The organism is Mycolicibacterium komossense (assembly GCF_025822605.1).
In the GTDB taxonomy this organism is placed as follows: Bacteria; Actinomycetota; Actinomycetes; order Mycobacteriales; family Mycobacteriaceae; genus Mycobacterium; species Mycobacterium komossense.
Map to the genome: position 1 here is coordinate 1 of NZ_JACKTY010000009.1, position 23,752 is coordinate 23,752.

Genomic DNA, 23,752 nt, shown 5'->3' on the forward strand with positions numbered 1-23,752 from the left:
TCCTGATCGACACGACGAACACGGGGTGGATACTTTTATCTGGCCAAAACTGGATACCTCGACTTGGCCACCAGTGGATACCTTTTCATGGCCACGGACACGCCACAGCTACCTCGGTAACATCAGCCCATCAGAGTTTGAAACGCTCTGGACATCCACCTGTTCGATCCCTCAACTCGCATGATCGTGGCTCGAAACAGCGGGGACAGATCAACTGGACCACCAAACGGGTCCCCCTCAGCCGCCCTTCGCAACCGCAAGGCGTGCACGTGGCGCACGCTCGCCGTTAGAGTCCGAAGTGATATGAGAATGCAACTCAGACGAGCGGCCTCTTGAATGCCGCATCTGGAACCCGCGGGTTGCGATCATTCCGGTGGGGCCCTTAACCAGGGCATACAGGAGGATGCATGAAAACTTCAGCAACTCAAAAGACCGACACGGCGGTGGACGCCAAGGCAACGATGTGCGGACATGCACCTGGTTTATCTTGACCAGAACATCTGGGTAGCTCTCTTGCGTGGCGTCCAGTCCCGCGACCGCGCCTCTGACGAGTTGGTACCACGGCTAATTGAGCTGCGCGAGGCAGGCTCTATTTCGATACCTCTTTCTGGCTCTCATTACCTTGAGACGTGGCACCGCCGCAACGCAACTTCCAGGCACGACCTTGCACGCCTTATGCGCGACGTCAGCTCATACGCCACACTTGCGCCGGTGCACGCCATGGAGCGCGCAGAAGTCCGTTCGGAAATCTGACGCAGCTGCGGTCGTACTTGCCCAGCACCCGATGCGACCGCTGTCGGATACGGCGTGAGCCACGCCTTCGGAAGGGCAACCGGTCGATTCCGCTCCGTGAGTTCGATCGCAACCGAGAACACCCTGAAGGTCGCCGGCCGATGTCCCTCCAGGCTTCCTTGACGTCGCCGAAGCCAGCGGTGAGCGTTGGGAGTGGCTGACCCCGCAGGTCCTGAAGAATTGCTGACCATGGACGGTATCGATGTCCGGCCCGAGCATCGGCACGGTACCGCTGATGCTGACTACGAATCCGCCGTTCGCGAGCGATTGCGGCACGCTGAGTACTCCCGGAAACGCCTCGGCGACTTCATCCTGACTCAGGAATTCATCCGTCTTCTGGACTGCACCAACGAAGCCTGCGAAGAAGTTGGTATCGACCCCCACGGCCTTCTCCTCACCGACAATCCTCCCGATGCAGTCCGTTCATTTGTGAACGCAGTACCGGTGACGAACGTCATTGCCAGATTGAGAATTCATCGCCATCGTGATCGCGGCTTCCCTCTCGAGCAACATGATCGGACGGACATGTGCGTGCTTGCCCTCGCCATTCCGCACTGCTCTGTGGTCGCAACTGAGAAGCGCTGGGTCCATGCTGCGCGGCAGGCGGGTCTCGATCACAGGTACGGAGCGGATCTTTGTGGTTCGCTAACCGAGTTGGACCGTGCACTCGATCGGCTCGCCTTAGGTGGCCATATCAGTAAAGATGACTTCCGCTAATACCCGCGTACGCAGTTGTCTGGGGATTCGCGCGGCGAAGTCCCGGTATGTACGAACTCCCACACGGAGCTCACACGCCGCACCAAACACAAAGGTCACGACCTCTTTCGAGTTCGTGACCTTTGTGCCTGCAGTTCGTAGAACCGCTCTCTGTGAGTGGTTCGCAGTTGCTGGTCAGGTGGGTCGTTTCGAAGTTCGTTCCACCGATTTATGGCGGTAGTTCCACAGACTTTTGGACCGCTCTGTCGCCGACCTCAGCGATACGGCGCGGAGGCTGTGGAGCCACGTAACGCGCCCGGTCCGAGTCGGTTAAGTCGCCGTACTCGGAGAACTTCGCGGATGTTGACGATGCCCTGCGAAGTGATCGGCGGATTCGGTGCTTGATTTCCACAGATTTTCGGTCCCTGAATACACAGGTAGGCGGGCCGATCCCGTGGGTTCGGCCCGCCTACCTACGAAGCAAGTGCTAGCTGCGGCGCGGCATCGGTGTGGGTGGGTGTCCGAGGTCGGCGGCGAGGTGGCGCACCCGGATGTCGATGGCTTCAGTGCGGCGCCTCGTCGGATCGTGGTTCTGCTGGGCCCGGATGTTGACGGTGGCCGCTGCTAGTGCGATCGCAATCTTGATCATCGGTGTACGACGTGGCCCGGTGGTCAGCGAGTCCAGGCCGGCGACGTGCCGGGACTTGAGCTGGCTGAATCGTTGTTCGGTGAGTGACCGGGCAGCTTCGAAGTACAGGGTGTGCTCCCAGGAGCCGGGGATGAGATCCCATTGGGCCATCTTGAGTTGGCCCTCGGTCAGATAGACGGTGGTGCTGGAGTCGCTGCAGCAGGCCATGGCGTCGGCGGGCCAGTCAGGTTCTGCCATAGGGAGCCCGAGGACTTCGGTGTGCATCGACTCCGGTTTAAGTGGGCACATGACCGTGCCCAAGGCGGCCGGGCAGACCAGCCGGATTTTGACTCGCTGCGGTGGTCTCGTACCCAAGCGGGGACGGCCGAAGCGACAGTCGGCCATGACCGGTCGGGAATGCAGGCCCATCAGGAACGGGTAGATCGCTTGGAGCCGTCTGTCGTGGGTTCCGAAGTCGTCCCGGCTGAGCATCTCTTCCGTGCTGGGGGTGCGGTGCCCGGCGAGGCGTTTGATGCCCGCCGGGCAATAGAACGTGCCCGCGTACTGCAGGGGCCCCGGTGCGGGCCCGTCCGGGGCGCCGGGTGGCTGGACGCTCGGGTACTCGACTGTCCAGTGTTTCGGGTAGCGCACGACCGGCGAATATCCCAGTTCCAGCATGAGCTCGGCGAACCCGTTCTTTGGGTTGTAGCCCATGTCGGCGGTTAGCAGCGGCCGTCGGGTCCGGCTGCCGCCGCGGCGGGCGTCGACTCCAGTTCGACATGCGTGGGCCAGGGCGGTGGCCAGGCCTGCGACGCTGCCGCTGGTCGGCGCGTGCACATCCATGCCGATGAATAGTGCGGGCTCAGCGTGCAGCGCGTCGCGACGTGCGACTCGAGAGACGAAGGTGGCGCCGATGCCGAATCCGCTTGACTTGATCTCCCCGGCCGTGCCGGGTTGTTTCACTTGGCCCCTTTTGTCGCGGGCCCAGTACCGTGCGACCGAGGAGGCGCCGCGGTAGCGGTCGGGGCGGCTACCGAGCATGCCGTCGGGTGCGGCGGTGTCGATGATCGTTTCGTCCACGACTACGTCCCCTTCGCAGTTCGCTGGCGCGGCGGTACGTATCGATCCGTAGAGCAGATCGTTGACCAGCGCGGTCAGCCGTTGGTCGGCCAGCTCGCTGCGGCTGCGGTCGATATCACTGCGGGCGTGTAGCCGGGCGGCGTACTCGGCGTTGGTGATGCGTTTGGCGGGCAGGTCGACGTCGGGGTCAAGAGGCTGCAGACGCAGGCTCCAGAATCGATGAAACCGCTTGTATTCGGCTCCAGCATCGAGGCGGATGGCGGCGCAATCCTGTCCTGTCATCCCGACCGCAGCGAGTTGATCGGCAGTGAACTCCCCGATGGTGTCCATCGCACCGCGCAGGCTGTAGGGCAAGCCGATGATGAACCGCACCAACAACGCGACCAACAACGCGGTCACGGTGTACTCAATTCCCATGGGCTTCCGGCCGCCGCCTCGCACCGAGTGACGCCCGTAGTCCTCGATGCTTTGTGCTGCAGCGGATTTGACGATCACCTCGAGCGCGGTGCTGAACACCTCATCGGAGATCGTGCAGAGTGGTTGACGAGTACGGATCATCGCCGAGCCTCCGCCAGGAGGGTGATCGCATGGCGCAGCTTGTACTGAGTCAACAGGCCGCGTTCGTCGACCAGGATGCGAAGTTCGCACAGATCAGCGAGTTGTTGCAGCAACACTGCTGGTACGCGTTCGGCCAGGTCGAGAATCCACCGGTTGCGCAACGCGATCGGATCGAGACTGGCATGGCCTTTCTCTCGCAACTGTTCGCTGACCCGGTTGACGATGTTGCGCTCGGCGATCGTGGCGTGGGGGGCCATCAGTAGTCGGTCGCCGATGGTGGCCGCCGCTCCCAGCAGACGTCCGCCGATAGCAGGGTCTACCACCGGTACTTGCCGGACACCGCCACCCAAGTTCGGTACTGCGACGACACAGATCGCCCTGCCGTCGACCACGACGCTCGTGATGGCGGTGCCGCGCAACGTGCGGAAGTCCGCCGGCCGGACCCCCGCCCCATAGCTGAGATCGAGCAACAGTTGAGTGCGCTCACCGAGTCGAGCGGGTAGTCGGGGGACGATCGTTTGGAGGCGGCGGATCTCTGAGTGGCTGGCTACCGGGTGACGGTGTCGCATCGGCGCATTCTTAGGCTGCGCCAGCGGGAACTGCTGTGGATGCAATCCACGGCCCGTCTGGTACAGGATGTACCGCCGCTGTTCGAAAGAGCGCTTGCTCTTCGTGGCGGTCGCCGCCAAGTGTTCGTCGACGTTAGCCTTCGTGAAAGCTCTGACCGGATCCACGACATCGCCAAATGCCGACCAGACGAGAAAACGCGCGACGTGACCAACCCTCTTACGGTCTTGCTCGGCGGTGGTGAACGGGACCTGGCAGCGCAGCGCGGCCGCCGCTTCGATCGCCGCGCGCGCCACCGCGGGGTTGTCGGCTGTGACCGTCTGTCGCATCAGTCGTTCCAACCGGTCACTCTCCGCTGGCGGTAGCGCCGGTAGCTCCTTGACCGCAGCCCGAGCCACCGCGAAAACAGTGTTCGCCGGAGAATCCGCGGCCGCTGATCCACCGATCTTGTGCTCTACGGTTGATGCTGCGGCGCCGGCGATCATCATCTTTTTGAATCGCGCCATCAGCGGACACCGCCTGCGATAGGGCGTGGGAGATTGACAAGCGCACGAAGGCACGCTGAAATAGACACAGTTCTCCTCGTGAGGATTGGGAAGAGTCGAGACAACTCTTTGCTTTGCCTGAAGGCCGGGTCACCACCCGGCCTTCAGTCTGTTCCGGCCCTGCTAGGCCGCAAATCTGAAATTACTCACGGCCCCACGGACCTGTTGTTAATTCCTCGCTGACCTCCTCCGCGTGCTTTACCGATATACGTTGCAATGCAACGATTTACGCTTCTAATGTGGACCGATCGCCATCCTGGGCGTGGCTACAACCATGGGCGTCGGCCTCGCCGGTGATCTCCGCCAGAGCGAGATCCAGAAGACGCTCACCGGATTGTGACAAGGTCAACCCTTGGGCCTTGGCATAGGTGTAGACGCGTTCAGCCAACGGCGGTGACAACCGAAATTCCACGCGAGTACCGTCGCGGCGTCCCATCACTGGTCGCGGCATAGGCAGCCACCCCTTCAGAAGAGCGGGCCGGATGATCCCGGCACCTGCCGGTCAATATAGTCCAGCAGCTCAACACAATTCGGCTGGTTAAGACCCCAGCCCAACGTGCCGGCCTATCGCAGCGGCACGAACTTTAACACCTGAACTTTATCCTTGCCACGCCTTCGCGCGGCGGCGGTGTTCTACTTGCATACGAGCGAAAAGTATTGCTGTGCAGTGACTTACGCCTTTACAAGGCATATATCTAGGGTTCACAGATCATCACCGATAAGGCGGCCCACGCCACAGTTGTTAAAGTTTGATGCTTCTCTTTCCGCTTCTCTTTACGCCGAACTTAAACAACCCGATCAACGTCCGAATGCTCGAATCGAGTCGGCGTGTCGCATCCAGCACGCGCCGGGCGCCGCTCTAGATCGGCGTTTAATCGTCTCTGCCACTACGGTTAGCCGACTTCTTCCGCTGGTCTCGCCAATCACGATGACAGCCACGCCACGTGCGGGCCGGCGTGCAGATTGCTCGTCCAACGTGAAAGCGGTCGACCCCCACTGTCCTCCCCCGGGTCGTGGCTCCGGGTTTCGCGGGTAATCCTTGATGCACGACCTCGCGGCTCGTTGGCGAGGGCGTCTATCGTGGGCGTGATGACGGGTTCGGTCGAACGCTCGGCAGCTGACGACGAGGGCGAAAACGAAGAAACAGCGTTCTGGCTATCTGTTCCTGGTGTTTGCGAATCGCTAGCCCAGGCCGATGCCGATTACGCTGCGGGCCGGACTTACGGTGAAGAAGAAGTCCGGGCTCGGTTTGGGCTGCCGCCCCGTCACACAAAATAGAGCGTCGCTCCCAATCAGCTGGTGTGGATCCAGCTCGTCACCTGGCCCTCGGCCAAGACAGTAACCGCTTGATGCACAATCTATTTCGTGATGTGCGTGCTGAGTTCAGCGTCATCCGGCAACGGTGCGAACCGCCTGTGGCCAGCTCTACCGTCAATTAACTCGCGTATCCGAGTTCATCGGCGCACGGCGAGCACAGGGTTTTGACGAGATTGGTGCTGTGGCGCATGCTTCCGGGTTGACCGCAGCGTTCGCAGGTGGCCGCGGACGCGCGTTCGGCTTCGGCGATGATGGAGTCGAAGACGGCCTGCCGTTGGGTGGCCGACTCATCGCTGCAGGGTGAGCAGTAGTAACGCAGGGTGCCGTACTTCTCCTTGACCTGGTGTACGACGTAGTCGGGATCGATCGCGGCGAGTTGCTCATCAACCGATACCACCAGCGCGTACCAGCCGGCGTCGTGGTCGATCCAGCGACCCCACCGCTCGGGGATCCGCCCCAAGATCGCCGCAAGCGCCGCAGCGTAAGGTCCAGCGTCAACGGGGACACCCACGGCATCGAGTGCGTCGTCAAGACCGCCGTCCTTGGGCAGGAGCGGGTTGTCTGAAACGTCCTCATCGTGCTGCGGCGACACCACTGCCCCTTGACGCCCTGGCCGCGGGCATCCTTTCCTCACACATGACGTCCAGTGTGCCCGCTTCGGACTGATCTTTGGCGAGTACTGCAGACCTCTTGGCCGCTCGTGTGGCCGACCCCAGTGGCCAGGGTGACTGGCGGCTCGTGTCGTCTGTTGGTATGCCTAGTTGGAGGTCGAGGCATTTGGGGTTGGGAGCTAGCGGTGGTTCTTCGGGTCAATCTTGAGGACATGGTGTGCTCGGCGCTGGAACTCGGGACGCAGGGTGAGAATTTTGCAGTTGAGCATGCCGCGAACCAGACGCAGATCGAGATGGCGCAGTCCGGATGGCGTGGGTCCTCGTCCACTGCGCTGAGCGCGCGCGTGGAGAAGTGGGATCAGACCAGCAGCGCCCTGCTACGCAGGCTTAGTGACCACAGTCAGGGGTTGCACGATAGCGCGAATGCGTTCGCCGCTCACGAACAGCGGAGTGCTGAGGCGATGCGCATGATCGGCGAGCAGGGTGATCAAGCTAGTTCGTCGGCGCTGTAGCCATGTCTCTCACCGTCGCTGACATCGAGCGGTGGAGTTCAGAATCGGTGCGCGCGGTATTCCATACCGGTACCGCGCGGCTTCGCATCGTCCATGACGTGTCCCGCACGCTGGGGGCGTTACAGGTGTTCAACACCTGGGATGGGCAAGCTGCCGAGGCGGCCAAGCATGCGACGTCGCAGACGAGAATGGACATCGATGCCCACGGTCAGGAGGTCGCCGCGGTAGCTGACGCCGCCCGACGGGCGGCCGACGATATCGATCGAGTCCAGGCCAGCCTCCGGCAGTTAAAGGTTGATGCCGAAGCGACGGGCCTAGAAGTCGACCCCGGTTCCGATCGCATTGTGCCGATTCCCCATTCGACACATGGGCGTCGCGAGATGCAGGCTGCTATCCCAGGATTGCAGGCCAGGCTGGACGCGATCATCGCCGATGCCAATGCGGTCGACGGCGAACTCGCGATGGCTATCAACATGGCCGATGCCGACGTGGCAATTCCACTGCCGCCGGGGCCCAATGACGGCTCCAAGCCCATGACCAATGCACAAGTCACCGATGCCGTCAACGACATGCTCGACGGCCAAGATCTCAGCCCCGCGGAGCGCGAACGACTGTCCCAACTGCTGACCAACAGCCTGCGCAGCGCAGCGGCAAACGGCATCCCGGCCGACCAGGCTTTAGCAGCCGCCGAAGACCAGGCGGGCGCGTTCATGACGAACCTGCACCGCTCTTACGTCCGGATACCGACCCGTCTACAGACCTGGCGCGACGCTGCGCGCACACCCGAAGGCGATCTGCTGTCGAAGGTCTCTGGTGATGTCATCCCGGCGAGACGCAACTCCAATGGCGACCTGATTTGGTTCGACAAGGACACCGGTAAGGAAGTTGGCACCGGGCCGGTCGGACCAGAGGATTCGATGACTCTGCCCGAGCGGGGCTCATCGCATCTCGGCCACCAGTACGGCGAAGAAAATTGGCGGGTACTCAAGCAGGCCGAGGAGGAGGGCTGGACTCAGAAAGAGCTCAACGACTTCATGAATCAGAAGGACCGATACAGGCTAGAGACCCCCGAGGAGAACAGCGGTCACGCCAACGAGGACAAAGGTGAATACGCACCCAACCCGGACTGGACACCGGAACGGGTCAAGGGCGGTATGCCGGCACCCGGGCCGCTCGTCGGAGCGCCCCCGTCGCCGGTGACTGACGGCCCGTACCACGAGCCCTCGACGGGTCCGCTGATCCAACTGCCCCCGATGCTCGACCCCAGTCAACTGGCTCCGATCGCCGGCGCTGGCGGCGGTTTGATAGGTGTTCTCGGGTTGGCGGCGCTGATCGCATGAGGAGTAGACGGTGAGCACACCAGAACCGACCGCCGCAGAGGTCTACACCTCTGTCGAGCAGACAGCAGTCGTTCCCGGATCCAGCAGTGCTGCAACGACTATCGGCGACGTCAACATGTTCTCCTCGACGGTTGCAGTGGTGGGCGCAGAGGTCGAGGCGCTGACTCTACTGAAGGTCGATGGGTTGCCTTGGTTGGCCGAACTCGATGTGCCGGCCGGCTGGGAGATCGGTCGCTTCGACGGCGAGGCCCCACTATCGCGTATTGCCCTTTGCCAAGCTCGGCCCGGCGGCGGTTGGGACGCCTCTGAGACACTCGCCGTCTTCTCCGTGACCGGCGCCGTCGACCCCGAACTGATCCGTGCCGTCTCCGACGGAACACTGAGCGCACTGAGCGCCGACAGCATCAATACCTATCCGCTAGAGATTCCCGACGGGGCATCGGCCGCAGCGATGCGCAGCAGTGGCTATCTCACCGTGGGTCATCGTCGCATCTGGGCGCAGTTCAGCAGCTATCTGGCCAGCGCGAGACCTCCAGCCCAAGGCCTGCTCATCGAGCACGCGATCTTTGTGGACACGGCACATCGGGCCGCCCTACGTCTCGACGTCGACGACCTCACCGCGGAGGTCCATACGGCGTTCCTCGAACAGATCACTACCGTGGATGCCGACCAGGCACACCATAACCCGATCGAAGGACTATCCGATGGCACGTAGCGGCAGGCCCCCAAAAGTTGACCCGCTCAAGCCGATCCACAAAGCCGTGATGACCAACGATATCGATGGCTTCAGCGTCGAGCTAGCTGCCGGCAACGACATCAACAGTCCTGGCCCCGAAGGCATGACACCGCTGCACATCGCCGCCGATAAGGGAAACTTTGAGTTCGTCAAAGCTCTGCTCGATGTGGGCGTCGACATCGACCCAATCAACGTCTGGGGCAACACCCCACTGTGGATGGCCATCATGTCTCAGCACCTCAACGATCCCGACGGTGCGATCATCCGCCTACTGATTGACCACGGCGCGGATCCCGCCAGAAGCGAACAGCCCAAAGGCAACACGCCTCTGGTCATGATTCGGCGGATCGCGGGATTCCCGGAGGACCTCATCGAATTGATCGAAGGCGCCACCAAAAAACAGTGACGCCGAGATCAGTCAGGTGCCCGTCAGCCGGATGTTGAAGACCCCGGCACTCGGACCGCGTCGACACTTCGCCGCGCAGGAGCGACTTCCGCTTCACCGCCGACACCGGGACTTCCCGGGTGCCCGACGGCCCGACGGGCTGCACCCCACGCCGGGCGCCCAAACCGCGGGTGTCGAGCAGGTCGTGGCGATCACGCACCTAGCGGGCGCCATCCCGGCGCCCAGGGCCGACTTAGGCGCTGACTTTCGGTGACTCCAAGGGACTGCTGTGCGCGTCTGACGTCACGTCGGTGCCGATCACGCACCCGGTGTCCTCGAGCACGCGTAGGTCAGAGTGCGCCGCCGAGATCCACCGACCCAGCCCCAAGCCGGTCTCAAAATTCCACGTGGCGCGGTCCAACGGGGCACGCGTCAATGAGTGACGACCTCACCACCACTTGACAACTGTTCCCATTAACAAAGAAAAGAGGCTGATCACAACCACTCTCGAACCGTCCACCACCCGTTGGTCGACTAGATGGTGCCTGTAGTGGTGTCAAGTTGATCGAGGTATTCCAGCAGCGCATTGCCATCGCGGTACACCAGAACCTCACCGGCAGCCACATGAGCGTCCACCTCGCGCTCATGCCGCTGCCAACGTTCGGTCCAAAACCATCGTTGATCGGCTGGAGTCGGCATCCTGTGATTGTCGCGCACACCTACTCTGAATGGTATGGCTGTGGAACAACAGGCCGCCAACGATCTTGCCCTCGCGCTGGTCAAGCACCACTTCGGCGCCGCCACCGCCATGAGCTTTCAGAGCTACGCCGTGTAGGTCCAAGAGCACCTGCTGATGAACCCGTGAGTGTGGTCACCTGACTTGGCCCCACTTTGGTCGGAGTTCTTCAGGCGAAACGCATGCCGGCGTTGTTGACCAGGACGTCGAGACTCCCCGCGATGCGTATGGAATCAGCGACGAGCCGTTGCCTGTCCGCATCGTCTGCCAAGTCTGCTTGAACATAGGAAGCATCGCCGAGTTCGGCAGCCAACGCGATCCCAGCCTCGGTCGACGAGCGGGAGTGCACGATCACGCGATATCCGCGTTCGGCGAGGCGGCGTGCAATGGCCAGCCCTATCCCCGACGTCGCTCCGGCTACCAACGCGACGCGCCTGCTTTCGCTCACAGTCAAACGCTAGACCTTCAATCGAATCGGGCTGGCGCGACTGGAAGTGGGCTCGCATCTCATTGCTAAAGATCTGAGAGCGCTCACATCAATCGGACCCTTGACGCGTCGGACGTGCCGTTTGGAGGCTCAGCGTTCCGCGGTAGGCAATATCGAAGTGTATGCAGCACAGAACGTCTGCCAGGATCTGGTGATGACCCTTCAGCGCACGATGCTTCGTGCGGCGACGTCCGATGATGACTTCTTTGTCGTCGAGATGGCGCGTCATGCCTGTGTTATTGAGGATTGGCCTCTTCCCGATCCTGACGACGACGAAGTACTTGAGATGCTTCCCCCTGCCGGGGTGGTGCCGATCATTGCCGAGGATGACACCGGCGCACCCATTGGTGCGGTGTGGACCTATCGCGGTGATCCGCCGTTGCGCTGCGACCCGGCGGGTGTGCCGCTGCCCGAACTGTGCATTGGTGTCACACCAGGGCACCGTGGTGTCGGCATCGGCGCCATGTTGCTCGACGCGCTCTTCGCTGAGCTTGCGAAGGACCACGAAACGATGTGCACCAACGTCCACGTGCGCAATCCTGCCAAGCGGCTCTACGAACGCAAGGGTTTTCGCGTTGTCGGCCAAGGCAATGGCCCGCTGGGGATCGCCTTGGTCAAAGACCTTCGATGAGGTGTCGTACTTGGTTTCGGCCCCACCGCGTGCGGAGGGGGTTGTCATTGTGTAGGGAAGCTACTTGACAGCAGGGGCAGTGAGGGGCGACCAGTGGTTCGTTGGTATGCAGCGGCTTAGACGCCGGTGCGGCTCAAGGTCAGCTTTTTGGACCTTCGTCGCTGGTAGGCCGCAGTCGCGCATCTGCTGATTAGTTAGAGTGCAGGGCGTTGTATCGGCACTCGATTCCCTACCAGCAAGGGGTGCATGCTCTCGTGGCGTCTGTCATCGACACAATCGCGAACCTGGCCAAGCGGCGCGGGCTGGTGTTCCAGTCCGGCGAGATCTACGGCGGGACCAGGTCGGCGTGGGATTACGGGCCGTTGGGCGTGGAGCTCAAGGAGAACATCAAGCGGCAGTGGTGGCGTTCCGTCGTGACGGCTCGTGATGATGTTGTGGGGCTGGACAGCGCGATCGTTCTGCCGCGTGAGGTCTGGGTGGCTTCCGGGCACGTAGAGACGTTCAACGATCCGCTGGTGGAATGCCTGAACTGCCACAAGCGGCATCGCCAGGATCACCTGCAGGAGGCGTACGCCGCGAAGAAAAGCCTGTACAGCCCCGACGAGGTGGCGATGACCGAAATCGCCTGTCCCGACTGCGGCGCCAAGGGCCAGTGGACTGCGCCGCGCGACTTCAACATGATGCTCAAGACCTACCTCGGTCCCATCGAGTCGGAGGACGGCATGCACTATCTGCGGCCAGAAACGGCGCAGGGCATCTTCGTCAACTTCGCGAACGTCGTCACCACGTCGCGCAAGAAGCCGCCGTTCGGTATCGGTCAGATCGGCAAGAGCTTCCGCAACGAGATCACCCCCGGCAACTTCATCTTCCGCACCCGCGAGTTCGAGCAGATGGAGATGGAGTTCTTCGTCGAGCCGCACCAGTACTGGATCGATGCGCGGCTGCAGTGGTATGTCGACCTCGGCATCCACCCGGAGAACCTGCGCCTGTTCGAAGTGCCGAAGGACAAGCTCGCGCATTACTCCGACCGCACCGTTGACATCGAGTACAAGTTCGGTTTCGCGGGTGACCCGTGGGGTGAGCTAGAGGGCGTCGCCAACCGCACTGACCACGACTTGTCAAACCATGCAAAGGCTTCCGGTGTGGATCTGTCGTTCTACGACCAGGCCAGCGACACCAGGTATGTGCCGTATGTCATCGAGCCGGCAGCAGGACTGACGCGGTCGTTGATGGCGTTCCTGGTTGATGCATATCACGAGGACGAGGCGCCCAATGCCAAAGGCGGTGTGGACAAGCGGGTGGTGCTGAAGCTGGATCCGCGTCTGGCTCCGGTCAAGGTGGCAGTGCTGCCGCTGTCGCGGCATGCCGATCTGTCTCCGAAGGCGCGCGACCTGGCCGCGGAGCTGCGCAGGTCGTGGAACATCGAGTTCGACGACGCGGGCGCGATCGGGCGGCGGTACCGACGCCAGGATGAGATCGGCACGCCGTTCTGCGTGACGCTGGACTTCGATTCGCTGGAGGATCAAGCAGTCACGATCCGCGAACGCGACACCATGGCGCAGGAGCGGGTGTCCATCGGCGCGGTGTCGGACTACTTGGCACTTCGACTGAAGGGCGCGTAGGCCGTCCCGCTTGTTGCGGTCGCGCCTCATCCCGTTATGGTGTCGCGCATTACCGTCGCGGCTTACGACACCCGTCTCAGATCTAGAGAACTTGGACGGCTCAGTTCCTGTCTCGCGAAGTGAGCTTTCGCGGCAGTGTTTCAGCCAGTCGGTTGAGGGTGGTGTTCTGGGAGGCGGCGAGCCTCCATCCGTCGTTGGTGCGCACCGCCACGCTGGTGTTGATGCGTGGCGGACGTCGACTCTGCGCCCTCGTTTCGTAACAGCGGCGTCTCACGCCGTCGCCATCCTCTGATTCTTAGTCGGCCCGCGTTGATCGGGACTGTTAAACCCTCGGACTGACTCCGGTGGCGAACCCAATTTGTCTGTGCTCCTGATGTTTACGTGGTGGCTGATCCGGTGTTGTCGTGGGCTTCTTCGGGGTTGAGGATGAACAGCCCGGCAATTGTTCGGTCATCGCGGAAGACGACGCGAGCAACGAAACTGCCGGCCTCGAAGGCCAAGGGTGTGTTGGTGACGGTGAAGTCGCCGGTGCGCACGACGTCAGTGTCTCCATGGCTTTCATAGGCCCCCGCCAACCCGGCAAGGTAGGCCCACGCCTCGGCAAGCCCTTCCTCGGTAAGGCCCGCGCGCATCGTGTCATCGAAACGCGCGGTGATGTCAGCCCACCGGCCGTGAGCATGATCATCGATAACTGCCCGGGCGAGCTCGACGGCTTCCGGTACTGGACTGGTGCTCATAGCTTCTCCGGTTCGAGGATCGATGGGTTTGCCGTATCGCTGGAAAGCGGCCTGCCGTGAGACGCCGAGCACGTCTCCAATGTCCTGCCATGTCCGGCCCGCTTCTCGCGCCTGCTGTACCGCTGCACCCATCAACGTCTCAGCCCCCTCCCGGATCTGGTGTGCTGCGCGCACCACCTCGATCGGATCATTACCGGTGTTCAGAACGGGGCCGGCCAGGATCTGGGCGAGCTGACGATGAAGCTGCTGAGCAGTCAGCATGAGCAATCCAGGCATATGTAAACACTAAATTTACGTACAGCTCTGCGTCAACTTTAGATTGACACAATTTATGGGTCACCGTATGTTCAGCAGCATGGTCACGGTCATTTCGGGGTTTCGCGTGAATGTCGGCACGACTCACGGTGACGTGCGCGTGAACAGCGGCGGGAAGCTGCTGCTGGTTGGCAATGTCGACGGTGCGCTCACCATCGCCCGGGGCGGCTACGCCTTCATCATTGGCATGACGGAGCGCCTCGTTGTAGAGCCGGGAGGCACGGCCAAACACCGCGGATATTGCACAGGCGATGCCATCAATGAGGGCGGCAACCTTGTGGTCATGCGTGGGGCCGTAATCAACGGAACCTTGCACGGACGCTCATTCACTCAGGTGGATCCAGGGGCGAAGATCGGCCATTACAGCGAGCCGATTGATTCTCAAACAGGACAAGCTCCACTTCCTGACGCCGTCGAGCTGGCTCGGACGGTCATCAATGACCTCATGCATGCCCGGTGGGCAGAGGTCAGAGCTCGCTTCGACGACACGATGCACGCCGAGCTGAGCGAAGAGGAACTTGCCGCGCCGTGGGCTCAGATCGCGGGATCGGTCGGAAACTACCTGGGCCACAGAGACACTGACGTTGCCCGCGCGGGCGACCGCACCATCACCAACACGCCGTTGGCCTTCGAGGCCGGCGATTTCGTTGCTCGAATCACCTTCCGTGACGATCAAACGATTTCCGGGCTCTACATTCTCAATCCCGATCTGCCCGGGTCCGCGGGCGGATCGGCCACCAAGTGAATCAGTAAGCCCCGAAACGAATCTGACGCGTCCGCGCTGGCAGGCAGCGCGATTCGAGGGAGTGTCGTTTCTAGAGATTCGAGAGTGATCAGTCTTGTCTCACCTGATGCCAAGCAGCGGTGGCGAGCGTGTCACGGACAGAAGCGCCGCCTAAGCGGGGTTCTGGTCATTAATATTATGCGGTGGGGATCGATAGGACGGGCTTGGTCTTCGTCTCAGCGGCGCTGGTCGTCGGAGGCTGTTCCGAGCCAGCTGAGGTCAGGACAGCGGCGCCTTCACTCACACCCACGGCTGTAAGCCCTCCAATGTCTAAGGCAACGTGGACCGGTGGGGCTTGGCCGTTCACCGTTCCCGACGGGGTGCTGAAGTGCTACGTCGAAGACAGCATGGAGACATTCACTTCCGGTGGGGTGGAGTACGGGCTCAACGCCACAGCGAAGCGGTTTGGCAACTTCCGCGATATCGACGACATAGTGCCGACCGGCCCGACGGCCTACGTCGACATCAACGGCACTAAGCAGCCTGTGAAGACCTACGCTGTAAGTCTCGACGGAATCTACGCACGCGCAAGCAAGCTCTGCTCGTAAGCCCTAGAAATCATAGACGTTGGGACTCAAAGGTTCTGGTCCTGGTCGGGCTGCTGCGGGGTGCCTATCTGGATCTGGCTTCCGGCGGACGGATTGGGGTACTCACCGGCCTTGTAGTGACGGACTACCCGATGTGGTGCTTGCCGTCCGCGGGGCCGCGCGTCGGTGGCGCGGAAGTCGTATCCGTCTTGGTCCGCTGTTTCCCAGTCGAAGTCGACGGTCTCGCCCTCGAATACCTCGCGGTATCCGCTGGTGACCTCGACGACTTCGCCGGGGCCGGCCGCTGGGATGCCGTCGCGCCAGAGATGGCTGAAATGCACCCAACAACCACCGGGAGTATCTGGGGAATCAATGACTCCCCACCCCTCCTCGGGATGCCAATCCCGCACCGTCCCTACTGAATGCATATCCACAACTCTATTGGGAAGCGCTTGCGCTGACCTATCTCATTTCTAAAGATCCGAGACAGGCTCAGGGAAAGCCCTTCCCCGTTGCATCGCCCCAGGTGGCGTTGTCTCATATCTCGTCTCACACTGCGTGTCTCGCATCTGCCTTGTCACTGCCAGCTGAGACAGTCGATAAATGACAGCCACCCTCGGCTACGCCCGGATCAGCACCACCGGTCAGGACCTCACCGCGCAACAAGCCGCCCTCGCAGCCGCCGGCGTCGACGCCGAGCGAGTTTTCACCGACAAACTCTCTGGAGCGGTCGGCGCCGCCCGCCCCGGTCTCGCTGCGCTGCTCGAATACGCCCGGACCGGCGATACCGTTGTGGTGGCCGCGATTGACCGCCTCGGGCGCTCCGCTGCCGAAGTCACTCGCACCATCGCCGACCTCGACAGGCGAGAAATCGTGCTGCGCGCCCTCCGCGAGGGTATCGACACCGCCACCCCCACCGGCCGTGCTGTCGCAGCCATCATGGCCACCCTGGCTGAACTCGAACTCGAACTCGGCCGGGAGCGACGCGCCGCATCACGTGAAGCCCGCCGCTCGCGCAGCCTGCCAGCCACGAAGCCGCCGAAGCTCAGCGCCGTACGCCAGGAGCAGCTGTGTCGGCTGGCGGCCACCGGCGAACCGGTCGACGAGCTTGCTGCCGCATTCGGCATCGGGCGTGCGACCGCGTACCGATATTTGAGCCGGGGGCGCGCCACGTGAACGAGAGCGCGCCCCCCTCGACGCCAGGTGATGACCCGCGCATCGAGCTCATGAGCAAGGTTGCAAAGCTGGAATCCCGGTATGTCGATCAAGTGGACGAGACCGAGGCCACCTGGATGAGGGTGGTCCACGCAGCGCTTGAGCGGTGGCGCACCTCGTGGCAGGAACAGACGTCGACACCGACGTTAAACCCCGAGCTGAGCAGGAAATTTCGAGTCTCCTTTCCGCTGGCCGCACATGCACTGAACCACGTCCAGGCCGCGGTAGCTCTCCAATCGTCATCACCCTGGGTGGCCATGTCATCTGTTCGGATCGCGTTCGAGCATGCGCTTACTGCGCAGTGGGTCCTGTGGACCAAAGACGGCGAGGACCTGCTTGCAAAACAGATGGCACTGCAGGATCACCGACGGTCGAGCGAGTTCGTTGACGCGGTCGTGGGAGCCGCCGCCGACACACCCGACCTGGCTGAATCCGCCGCCCTGGCCAAGGAGTTCGGTGAGTTTCTCGGTGAGAAACCCGTCTCGGACTGGTCGGTCTTCAACCTTTGCGAGAGATTTTCATCCACTCGCTTGCTCTACGGGATTTACCGCGATCTCACGCAGGCAGTTCATCCGTCGTATGGACTCGTCCGTGCGCACTTCGACATCACGCCTCCTCCGAAAGTTGTGGTCGGTCCCATCAGCCCGTTCGGGACCGAACTGGATTCGCCCGAGCTGATTCGCGGCATGGCTGTCTCAAGCCTGTGGGCGCTCTACGTCCTCGAAGTATCCAAAGCGGGACACCCGGATGCTGCTGACGTGCTCCGCTTGGGCGAAGAAAACCAACTGCCCGTTGACCTGCGCGCCAGCGATCTCCAACCACACCTCCAGCCCGACTACGAGGCAGTCTTCACGTCAACTTACCGGCGACACCAGCCCACTCAGGATTGACTCGGCCACCACTACAGGACCCGGCTGGCCGTCACCCCATCAAAGAACTGCTTGCACCCGAAAATTACTCAGGGAGAGTCTGATTCGTTAGTTCGGAGTTCACTCGTCGGCCACTATGTGGTCGTTGGGGAACGAACGAAGCAAGTCGATGACCGATCACATCGGTAGCGTCGACGGACAGTTCGGGAACGTCACCGAAATCGGTACCGCCCCCGGGCAGAGTGCCAGCAACGTGGAAATGAAGGTGAGGGATAGCCTGGTGGGCGGCGACACCATTGTTCTGCCACACAGCCACGCCCGGCCTTTTGTACGCGCTGTCGATAGTAATAGCGGCATCACGTAAAGCGACCATCATTGCCTCAGCCTCACCGTCAAACAAGTGCAGAAGCGAAGGGACGTGACGGTTGGGGAGAACGAGGAGGTGACCGATCCCACGTTGTTCTCGGGTGACGAGCACGGCGACCTGATCTTCTCTCCATAGCACCGTGTAGGGCCGGCGGCCCGAGAGATAATCGCAGAACGCGCAGTCGTCACCCTCGGGTAGTTCGATGGCCGACTCACGGCGGCTCATGAGGGCCTCAGAGAGTTTAGAAACGCTTGAATCTCAAGGTGATCGAGGGCGTCGTACTCGGCCGGGGGTGCAACAATTATCAACTCGTCGCAGACCTTCGAAGTGCGGGAGGCCAGCATGAACGATAGTGCAATGAACCGTACCGAGTCCGCGGCAGGGAGAACGGGAGACAGCTTGGATTGGCCTCCCCCGATCATGGGCACGCATACACGCCCGCCATTGCTATTGGCGCGTACCGCTTTCCACAGTTCACTCAGACTGTTCCAAACCCCATCGGTGGTGGAGGAGGCGGTGCTTCCCTTGTCCATCAGGGTGTACGCCACAAGAAAGTATCTAACTGCGTTGGCGCGCAACGTGATTGTGGTGCCCAACGGGTACCGGGTGATTTTCCCTTGCTTACCCTCTACCTCGCCAATGGGCAGAACGTGGGCCAACTCCTGGTCAATATCCGCGTCGAGTTGCCCGACATCGCCACCATAAACGCGCTGCAGGAATTGGCCTTGGACGCTCTTGGGGGCGATGTATGGGGCGGCGGTGTCGAAGGTGTCGCTGACTCCAATGATCAGGTGGGCATCCTGTTGCTCGAATAGGTCCCCGCGAATCAGCTTGATCGTGGTGGCCGGCGCCTGATAGCTGGTTTCGACCGGCCGCGGCCACCCTCGGACGACCCCGTAGACGACGGCGGCGACCAGGGCGGGCCATATTAGCCACCCGCGACCGATGAAGAGATCGGGGATGAAGAGCGCCACCGCGCTGGCGACGGCGGCTAGGGCACCGAACAGCGCAAATGCTTGGGTGAGAAGAATCTTCCAGAAGCGCCGTGTACGGATGTCGCGACGCACCGACCCCATCACAAACCGAGCTCGGAGTAAATATGCTCCTTGTAGTAGTGCGGCCCAGTGGCGTCACTAGATGCGAATTTGGGAGCGTAATTGTCGAGCGCGTATTTGATGATCGCCGCCTGGAACGATACCGACAGGGTGTAGTAGTCAGCATCCAGCAGCGGCGTGGGGATGAAGTTGCGGTCGATGGTGCGGTCTCCGTCGAGATTGGCCACCACGATAGGAAGGTTGAATTCCGTCATCACCTTGACCTCGTGGGCAAGGAATGAAGTTCCGTCCGAGCCCTTCTTCTTCGCATCAGCGCTTCCTAGAAGGACGATCTGCTTCGCGTTTTTCAGTCGCTCACGCAGGTTGCGTTTGATGGTCTCGGGCTGGCTGGTGTCACGGGATATGTACAGGTCATGTGCATCGAAGAAGTCGAAATCGATGTTCTTGTTCTCGCGCCATGCTTCCATCAGGCGGTAGGACGAGATGTCCTCGCTCGCGAAAGCGACATATGTCTTGTTGCGGTAGCTCATGGTTTCCCCCGGGTAAACGACGGTGTTAGCGCCTCATTCATACCGTGTCCCGCCGACACCGTTGCAGCATTGTGGGGTCGCACGCGCCGAGAGCGGCGGAAGGCAGACCCGCCCTGTTGTGCTGCTGCCCGAAGTCTTCAGTTTTGGGACGGTCGGTGATTTGGGGAAACTGTTTCGATGCTGGCAACTTTTCAGGCTCTGGCAGTCCTGCTGACTTCGGTCTTGCCCGGCGCACTCTTCACCTTCGAATACGAGCGTGAGTACACCAGGGCTGTCTCAGGGGACTCCAGCGAGCGCCTGATCGTCTTCCTGACCACCTCGGCCGTGTTTGCGATGGCATCGGCACCCCTGCTCTACCAGGGATACCGCACGTACATCGTGACCGGCCGCCTCAAGGACGGGGAACCGTTGCCATGGTGGATCTGGCTCATTGTGGCGGGCTATGTCATCGTTCCGCTGCTCGTCGGTTTCCTCGCCGGGAACGCAGCCCGAGAACGCAGACGCGGATCACGATTCCTCACGGGCCCGCGGCCACACCCGACCGCCTGGGATGCGCTCTTTCGGACACCGAAACTTGGCGGCCTTCTGCGTCTGACGTTGAAGGACGGAACGCTCATTGTCGGTGAATGGGCCACGGGGGACGCCGGCTCCAACCTGCCCGACAGCTACGCCTCGGCCTTCCCTCACGCCCAGGATCTCTATCTCCGAGAAACCTTCGCAATGAGAGACGACGGGTCTCTTGAGATCGACGAGAACGATGACACCGTTCCGAGAGGCGTCGCGGTACTTATCAGCTGGTCAGAGGTGGCGTACGCTGAGTTCGAAGCACTGTAATAGGCAGGGAGAAGCCGTAGTGACCGAGCGATCGCAACGTCAGACTGGTCAGCCACGCCCCAGCACCGGCAATCGCGAAGAGCGATACGGCGGGTACACACCCGGCAAGAGTTCCTCGGAGCTGAACCGTCCGCAGGGTCTTCGCAACCCGCCCCCTTCGCGTCCTCAGCCGGCGAATCCGCCGCAAAACCAGACCAACAACCCACCTTCGCAAAGCTGACTGCTTGCGTCATACGAAATGGCGCACCCTTGAACTGTGGCATATGACCACTGGCCCCATCTGTCAGTTCGTGCATCGGGAGTGTCGCTAACCCCATAAAAGACGCTTACGCGAGAGGTTTGAGACGCCCAGCGACTACCCGCGCGTGCCAAGTATCGAGAACGAACTCTGCGACAGTGACTGTTGCATTGAGCGCCAATCGCGCGTGCCTCGCAAGCGCCACACTCCGCTTGGACTGCCCATGGCCGATTCCTAGCTCGTTGCGCAGCTCCGCCAACGACTGGATTGTGGTAACAAGCGTGCGCAAAATCTGCTGCGCAGACTCACTTCCCTTGGCACTCTGCGGAACCGAATCTGCCTTCAGCTCAAGCAGATCGGCGACGTACCGATAGAGCTGAGGAATGTCCTCCCGCTGCCCGTACGCCACACCAGACTGGTCGAGAATGATCCTGAACAAGCTCTCGACTAGGTTCTTCGACGACGAGATCGCAGCGGCTGGATCTGAGCTGAGATTGTCACGGATGCGTACAAGGTGCTCTTCCAGCACCACCGGGTCGGTCAGGAGTTCTCGTTCGCCGAGCCGAAGGTCCGGGCTTGCGCCGTGAAAGGAGTCGCGACGGCGCCATCCGTAGACGGCATGGCCACTGATCCAGTCAGCTGGGTATAGCTCGTAGCCGTCTCTGGCGAGGGCTTCGTTGAACGAGTTGAGAAGACGGCCGACCTCCTCCTCATCGGGTCTCACCAACGGGTGCAGCATTTCAGCCAGGAATTGCAGAACGAGTTCGTCATCGCCGTGCTGCAACCCGAAGCGGCTGTCGGTAAACACCCAATCGTCTGGCCAGTCTTCAGGGTTGTTCACACGATGCTGCCGGATATCGCCTACCGCTGACTTGTACCTAGAATCAGTGCTTGGCATTGAGTCCAAGTCGTAGATGCGCGCCAAGAACTCGGGCTCCTCCAACCTCCCCTCCCAGAGCACCTTCGACAGTGTGATCGTGTCGAAGATCCTGCGGCGCGTGACCGGGGTGATGAGCTTCGTCGGCACGCCCACAACTCCTTAAACCTGGACCCGGCCCACCACGGATGGTGGTTAGTGAACTTCCACGATTACCGGGACTTACGCGACAAAATCCCCCGCAGCTCCTGAAGTCGCACCTGAAGTCCGTCTCATCGACAAACACAAAGGTCACGAACCACTTCTGGTTCGTGACCTTTGTCGTCGCAGTTCGTAGAACCGCTCTATGTGGGCGAAGGGGGACTTGAACCCCCACGTCCCGAAGGACACTGGCACCTGAAGCCAGCGCGTCTGCCATTCCGCCACTCGCCCAAAACAACCGGCAGAGCGTATCACGGTGACCGGGTCATACTCCAAACCGTGACTACCGCCCCAGGTGGGCCGAATCGGAGTGAGGCGAGCAAGTGATCAGAGCGCTGACCTGCCCGGATGCGATTCACAGAGTTTCTATGGTGCCGTAGCGATGTGCTGGCCCGATACCATGCAGAGAAAACACGCGGGTGACACGACACGCGACCGGGTACTCGCGTGCAGCGCGTGACGCGGAAGCCTTATGACGGAACACGGAAAGGCAGGCGGTGACATGGGATTGGTTCAGCGGTTCGACCGCAAGATCGAGTCCACTGTCGGCGACGCTTTTGCCCGGGTCTTCGGCGGATCGATCGTTCCGCAAGAGGTAGAAGGGATGCTGCGGCGGGAATCCGCCGACGGCGTGCGTTCGCTGCAGGGTGGCCGCCTGTTGGCTGCCAACGAGTACGTCATTACCCTCAGTGTGCCCGACTACGAGAAGGTGCAAGCCGATCCCGATCTCACGGCGGACACTTTTGCCAAGCATCTGGGTGGATACATCGGCGAGCAAGGGTGGCAAACGTATGGTGATGTGGTCGTCAGATTCGAGCCATCACCGAACTTGCACACTGGCCAGGTCCGTGCACGAGGTGTCGTCAACCCTGATGTCACACCCGGCGCCATGGCCACCCCGAGCACAAGCCAGCCCGCCCCAGCACAATCAGACCAGGCGTCGACCGTAGAACCAGGAGTACCGATGACCGACAATCCGACCTATCGCGGCCAGGGGCAGGGGCGTCCTGGAGACGACTACTACGACGACCGTTACGGGCGTCCCCAGGACGAGCCACGCGCCGCCGGTCAGGAACCGCCGCGCGCTCCGTACACACCACCGGAGCCTGGCGCTTACCCGCCGCCGCCCCAGGGTGAGCCGAACTACCCCCCGCCGCGCCCGGGTGGCTACCCCGATCAGGGTGGCTACCCCGAACAGGGCGCCTACCCGCCCCCGTCGTACGAGCAGCGCCCGCCGGCCGGCTACGGCCCGCCCTCAGGCGGCTACGACCAGGGTTACCGCCAGGGCCCCGGCTACGGCGCGCCTCAGGGCGGCTACGGGGCCCCCGCGGGCGCCCCGCCCGGCGCCGACTACGACTACGGCCGACCGGATGGCCGTCCGGAAGGGCGCCCCGCACCGGGACGCCCCGATGAGTACGGTCGGCCGGGCTACCCGGATCAGGGCGGCTACGGCCAGCCCGGCTACCCCGCCGGCGGCGGCTACGACCGGCCGGAAGGTCGCCCGGAGTACGGCCAGCCCGAGTACGGCCGCTACCCGGAGGGCCCCGGCGGCGGTTACGGCGAGCCCGCCCGTGGTGACTACGACTACGGTCAGCCCCCCGCCGCAGGCGGCTACAGCGGTTACGGCCAAGGTGCCGATTACCGTCCCGGCGCCGCGGCGGTCACCCTGCAGCTCGACGACGGCTCCGGCCGTACCTACCAGCTGCGCGAGGGCGCCAATGTCATCGGTCGCGGCCAGGACGCCCAGTTCCGGCTGCCCGACACCGGTGTGTCCCGCCGCCACCTGGAGATTCGATGGGACGGCCAGGTCGCTCTGCTGTCGGACCTCAACTCCACCAACGGCACCACGGTGAACAACGCGCCGGTGCAGGAGTGGCAGCTGGCCGACGGCGACGTGATTCGCCTGGGCCACTCCGAGATCGTCGTCCGCGTCCACTGAGTTCACGGCTGGTCACGACCC

General features: G+C 62.1%; 25 protein-coding genes and 1 tRNA gene. 13 read left to right on the forward strand and 13 right to left on the reverse strand.

The features are described from left to right. Window positions 1-945 precede the first annotated feature (945 nt). Window positions 946-1,509, forward strand: a complete 564-nt coding sequence (locus H7J73_RS01175) for a hypothetical protein (protein WP_264065396.1) — start codon at window positions 946-948, stop codon at window positions 1,507-1,509. 466 nt (window positions 1,510-1,975) lie between these two features. Here the strand turns inward: H7J73_RS01175 and H7J73_RS01180 are convergent, their stop codons facing one another. From H7J73_RS01180 to H7J73_RS01200, 4 genes are all read right to left on the reverse strand, one after another. Beyond that, window positions 1,976-3,754, reverse strand: coding sequence for a hypothetical protein (locus H7J73_RS01180; protein ID WP_264065397.1), 1,779 nt, complete (start codon window positions 3,752-3,754; stop codon window positions 1,976-1,978). Then, window positions 3,751-4,827: a hypothetical protein gene (locus tag H7J73_RS01185; RefSeq protein ID WP_264065398.1), complete on the reverse strand. Its 1,077-nt coding sequence runs from the start codon at window positions 4,825-4,827 to the stop codon at window positions 3,751-3,753. Before H7J73_RS01185 ends, H7J73_RS01180 begins: the two co-directional genes overlap by 4 nt. Before the next feature lie 265 nt (window positions 4,828-5,092). Beyond that, the gene (locus H7J73_RS01190) at window positions 5,093-5,278 is read right to left on the reverse strand and encodes a hypothetical protein (RefSeq protein WP_264065399.1); all 186 of its coding nucleotides are present in this window, start codon (window positions 5,276-5,278) and stop codon (window positions 5,093-5,095) included. A 1,023-nt stretch (window positions 5,279-6,301) separates the two neighbouring features. Beyond that, window positions 6,302-6,775, reverse strand: a complete 474-nt coding sequence (locus H7J73_RS01200) for a hypothetical protein (protein ID WP_264065400.1) — start codon at window positions 6,773-6,775, stop codon at window positions 6,302-6,304. A 204-nt stretch (window positions 6,776-6,979) separates the two neighbouring features. Here H7J73_RS01200 and H7J73_RS01205 point away from each other — a divergent pair, with 204 nt between their 5' ends. From H7J73_RS01205 to H7J73_RS01220, 4 genes are read left to right on the forward strand one after another with little or no spacing between them, the layout of a single operon-like run. Further along, entirely contained in the window at window positions 6,980-7,306 is a 327-nt protein-coding gene (locus H7J73_RS01205; protein WP_264065401.1) for a WXG100 family type VII secretion target, read from the forward strand. 2 nt (window positions 7,307-7,308) lie between these two features. Then, window positions 7,309-8,646 carry an Rv0964c family protein gene (locus H7J73_RS01210; protein WP_264065402.1) on the forward strand — a complete coding sequence of 446 codons (1,338 nt, stop codon included), beginning with the start codon at window positions 7,309-7,311 and terminating at the stop codon, window positions 8,644-8,646. 10 nt (window positions 8,647-8,656) lie between these two features. After that, window positions 8,657-9,361: a hypothetical protein gene (locus tag H7J73_RS01215; protein WP_264065403.1), complete on the forward strand. Its 705-nt coding sequence runs from the start codon at window positions 8,657-8,659 to the stop codon at window positions 9,359-9,361. Continuing rightward, window positions 9,351-9,788 (forward strand): ankyrin repeat domain-containing protein, encoded by a 438-nt coding sequence (locus tag H7J73_RS01220; protein WP_264065404.1) that lies wholly within the window; start codon window positions 9,351-9,353, stop codon window positions 9,786-9,788. Before H7J73_RS01215 ends, H7J73_RS01220 begins: the two co-directional genes overlap by 11 nt. A gap of 513 nt (window positions 9,789-10,301) precedes the next feature. Here H7J73_RS01220 and H7J73_RS01225 read toward each other — a convergent pair. Together H7J73_RS01225 and H7J73_RS01230 are read right to left on the reverse strand one after the other, a co-directional pair. Beyond that, window positions 10,302-10,466, reverse strand: a complete 165-nt coding sequence (locus tag H7J73_RS01225) for a hypothetical protein (RefSeq protein WP_264065405.1) — start codon at window positions 10,464-10,466, stop codon at window positions 10,302-10,304. A 206-nt stretch (window positions 10,467-10,672) separates the two neighbouring features. Continuing rightward, entirely contained in the window at window positions 10,673-10,951 is a 279-nt protein-coding gene (locus H7J73_RS01230; RefSeq protein ID WP_264065406.1) for an SDR family NAD(P)-dependent oxidoreductase, read from the reverse strand. A gap of 193 nt (window positions 10,952-11,144) precedes the next feature. Between H7J73_RS01230 and H7J73_RS01235 the strand changes: the two genes are divergently transcribed. Both H7J73_RS01235 and H7J73_RS01240 read left to right on the forward strand, forming a co-directional pair. Next, window positions 11,145-11,621, forward strand: coding sequence for a GNAT family N-acetyltransferase (locus tag H7J73_RS01235; RefSeq protein WP_264065407.1), 477 nt, complete (start codon window positions 11,145-11,147; stop codon window positions 11,619-11,621). A gap of 254 nt (window positions 11,622-11,875) precedes the next feature. Then, complete coding sequence (locus tag H7J73_RS01240; RefSeq protein ID WP_264065408.1) at window positions 11,876-13,243, forward strand: glycine--tRNA ligase; 1,368 nt, start codon at window positions 11,876-11,878, stop codon at window positions 13,241-13,243. Between the two features lie 377 nt (window positions 13,244-13,620). Here H7J73_RS01240 and H7J73_RS01245 read toward each other — a convergent pair whose 3' ends face one another. Next, on the reverse strand, window positions 13,621-14,256 hold the full coding sequence (locus H7J73_RS01245; protein ID WP_264065409.1) for a DUF3887 domain-containing protein: 636 nt from the start codon (window positions 14,254-14,256) through the stop codon (window positions 13,621-13,623). Between the two features lie 79 nt (window positions 14,257-14,335). On the opposite strand from H7J73_RS01245, the gene H7J73_RS01250 reads away from it, so the two are divergent. Together H7J73_RS01250 and H7J73_RS01255 are read left to right on the forward strand one after the other, a co-directional pair. After that, window positions 14,336-15,040 (forward strand): DUF3887 domain-containing protein, encoded by a 705-nt coding sequence (locus H7J73_RS01250; protein WP_264065410.1) that lies wholly within the window; start codon window positions 14,336-14,338, stop codon window positions 15,038-15,040. 305 nt (window positions 15,041-15,345) lie between these two features. Continuing rightward, window positions 15,346-15,627: a hypothetical protein gene (locus H7J73_RS01255; RefSeq protein WP_264065411.1), complete on the forward strand. Its 282-nt coding sequence runs from the start codon at window positions 15,346-15,348 to the stop codon at window positions 15,625-15,627. 26 nt (window positions 15,628-15,653) lie between these two features. On the opposite strand, the gene H7J73_RS01260 is transcribed toward H7J73_RS01255, so the two are convergent. Then, window positions 15,654-16,034 carry a hypothetical protein gene (locus tag H7J73_RS01260; RefSeq protein WP_264065412.1) on the reverse strand — a complete coding sequence of 127 codons (381 nt, stop codon included), beginning with the start codon at window positions 16,032-16,034 and terminating at the stop codon, window positions 15,654-15,656. Window positions 16,035-16,209: 175 nt separating this feature from the next. On the opposite strand from H7J73_RS01260, the gene H7J73_RS01265 reads away from it, so the two are divergent. Both H7J73_RS01265 and H7J73_RS01270 read left to right on the forward strand, forming a co-directional pair. Beyond that, window positions 16,210-16,782, forward strand: coding sequence for a recombinase family protein (locus tag H7J73_RS01265; protein WP_264065413.1), 573 nt, complete (start codon window positions 16,210-16,212; stop codon window positions 16,780-16,782). Next, a complete protein-coding gene (locus H7J73_RS01270) occupies window positions 16,779-17,711 on the forward strand; it encodes a DUF5677 domain-containing protein (RefSeq protein ID WP_264065414.1) in 933 nt (310 codons plus the stop codon). The genes H7J73_RS01265 and H7J73_RS01270 overlap by 4 nt, the downstream gene beginning before the upstream one ends. A gap of 64 nt (window positions 17,712-17,775) precedes the next feature. On the opposite strand, the gene H7J73_RS01275 is transcribed toward H7J73_RS01270, so the two are convergent. The 3 genes from H7J73_RS01275 to H7J73_RS01285 are packed head-to-tail and all read right to left on the reverse strand — an operon-like array spanning window position 17,776 to window position 19,642. After that, a complete protein-coding gene (locus tag H7J73_RS01275; protein WP_264065415.1) occupies window positions 17,776-18,282 on the reverse strand; it encodes an HIT family protein in 507 nt (168 codons plus the stop codon). After that, the gene (locus H7J73_RS01280; protein WP_264065416.1) at window positions 18,279-19,124 is read right to left on the reverse strand and encodes a macro domain-containing protein; all 846 of its coding nucleotides are present in this window, start codon (window positions 19,122-19,124) and stop codon (window positions 18,279-18,281) included. The genes H7J73_RS01275 and H7J73_RS01280 overlap by 4 nt, the downstream gene beginning before the upstream one ends. A gap of 8 nt (window positions 19,125-19,132) precedes the next feature. After that, complete coding sequence (locus H7J73_RS01285) at window positions 19,133-19,642, reverse strand: TIR domain-containing protein (RefSeq protein ID WP_264065417.1); 510 nt, start codon at window positions 19,640-19,642, stop codon at window positions 19,133-19,135. Between the two features lie 177 nt (window positions 19,643-19,819). Here H7J73_RS01285 and H7J73_RS01290 point away from each other — a divergent pair, with 177 nt between their 5' ends. Further along, window positions 19,820-20,476, forward strand: a complete 657-nt coding sequence (locus H7J73_RS01290; protein ID WP_264065418.1) for a DUF6338 family protein — start codon at window positions 19,820-19,822, stop codon at window positions 20,474-20,476. A gap of 326 nt (window positions 20,477-20,802) precedes the next feature. On the opposite strand, the gene H7J73_RS33650 is transcribed toward H7J73_RS01290, so the two are convergent. Further along, a complete protein-coding gene (locus H7J73_RS33650; protein ID WP_264065419.1) occupies window positions 20,803-21,741 on the reverse strand; it encodes an abortive infection family protein in 939 nt (312 codons plus the stop codon). A gap of 199 nt (window positions 21,742-21,940) precedes the next feature. Next, window positions 21,941-22,023 (reverse strand) — tRNA-Leu (locus H7J73_RS01300). A gap of 271 nt (window positions 22,024-22,294) precedes the next feature. Here H7J73_RS01300 and H7J73_RS01305 point away from each other — a divergent pair. Then, a complete protein-coding gene (locus tag H7J73_RS01305) occupies window positions 22,295-23,731 on the forward strand; it encodes an FhaA domain-containing protein (protein ID WP_264065469.1) in 1,437 nt (478 codons plus the stop codon). Window positions 23,732-23,752: the final 21 nt, after the last annotated feature.

What these genes read in the sequence shown, in the direction of transcription:
- H7J73_RS01235 (WP_264065407.1), top strand. Translation starts at nt 11,145, where the DNA reads ATGACCCTTCAGCGCACGATGCTTCGTGCGGCGACGTCCGATGATGAC.
- H7J73_RS01305 (WP_264065469.1), top strand. Translation starts at nt 22,295, where the DNA reads ATGGGATTGGTTCAGCGGTTCGACCGCAAGATCGAGTCCACTGTCGGC.
- H7J73_RS01250 (WP_264065410.1), top strand. Translation starts at nt 14,336, where the DNA reads ATGGTCACGGTCATTTCGGGGTTTCGCGTGAATGTCGGCACGACTCAC.
- H7J73_RS01245 (WP_264065409.1), bottom strand. Translation starts at nt 14,256, where the DNA reads ATGCCTGGATTGCTCATGCTGACTGCTCAGCAGCTTCATCGTCAGCTC.
- H7J73_RS01180 (WP_264065397.1), bottom strand. Translation starts at nt 3,754, where the DNA reads ATGATCCGTACTCGTCAACCACTCTGCACGATCTCCGATGAGGTGTTC.
- H7J73_RS01265 (WP_264065413.1), top strand. Translation starts at nt 16,210, where the DNA reads ATGACAGCCACCCTCGGCTACGCCCGGATCAGCACCACCGGTCAGGAC.
- H7J73_RS01260 (WP_264065412.1), bottom strand. Translation starts at nt 16,034, where the DNA reads ATGCATTCAGTAGGGACGGTGCGGGATTGGCATCCCGAGGAGGGGTGG.
- H7J73_RS01275 (WP_264065415.1), bottom strand. Translation starts at nt 18,282, where the DNA reads ATGAGCCGCCGTGAGTCGGCCATCGAACTACCCGAGGGTGACGACTGC.
- H7J73_RS01185 (WP_264065398.1), bottom strand. Translation starts at nt 4,827, where the DNA reads ATGGCGCGATTCAAAAAGATGATGATCGCCGGCGCCGCAGCATCAACC.
- H7J73_RS01290 (WP_264065418.1), top strand. Translation starts at nt 19,820, where the DNA reads ATGCTGGCAACTTTTCAGGCTCTGGCAGTCCTGCTGACTTCGGTCTTG.
- H7J73_RS01220 (WP_264065404.1), top strand. Translation starts at nt 9,351, where the DNA reads ATGGCACGTAGCGGCAGGCCCCCAAAAGTTGACCCGCTCAAGCCGATC.
- H7J73_RS01285 (WP_264065417.1), bottom strand. Translation starts at nt 19,642, where the DNA reads ATGAGCTACCGCAACAAGACATATGTCGCTTTCGCGAGCGAGGACATC.
- H7J73_RS01225 (WP_264065405.1), bottom strand. Translation starts at nt 10,466, where the DNA reads ATGCCGACTCCAGCCGATCAACGATGGTTTTGGACCGAACGTTGGCAG.
- H7J73_RS01255 (WP_264065411.1), top strand. Translation starts at nt 15,346, where the DNA reads ATGTCTAAGGCAACGTGGACCGGTGGGGCTTGGCCGTTCACCGTTCCC.
- H7J73_RS01210 (WP_264065402.1), top strand. Translation starts at nt 7,309, where the DNA reads ATGTCTCTCACCGTCGCTGACATCGAGCGGTGGAGTTCAGAATCGGTG.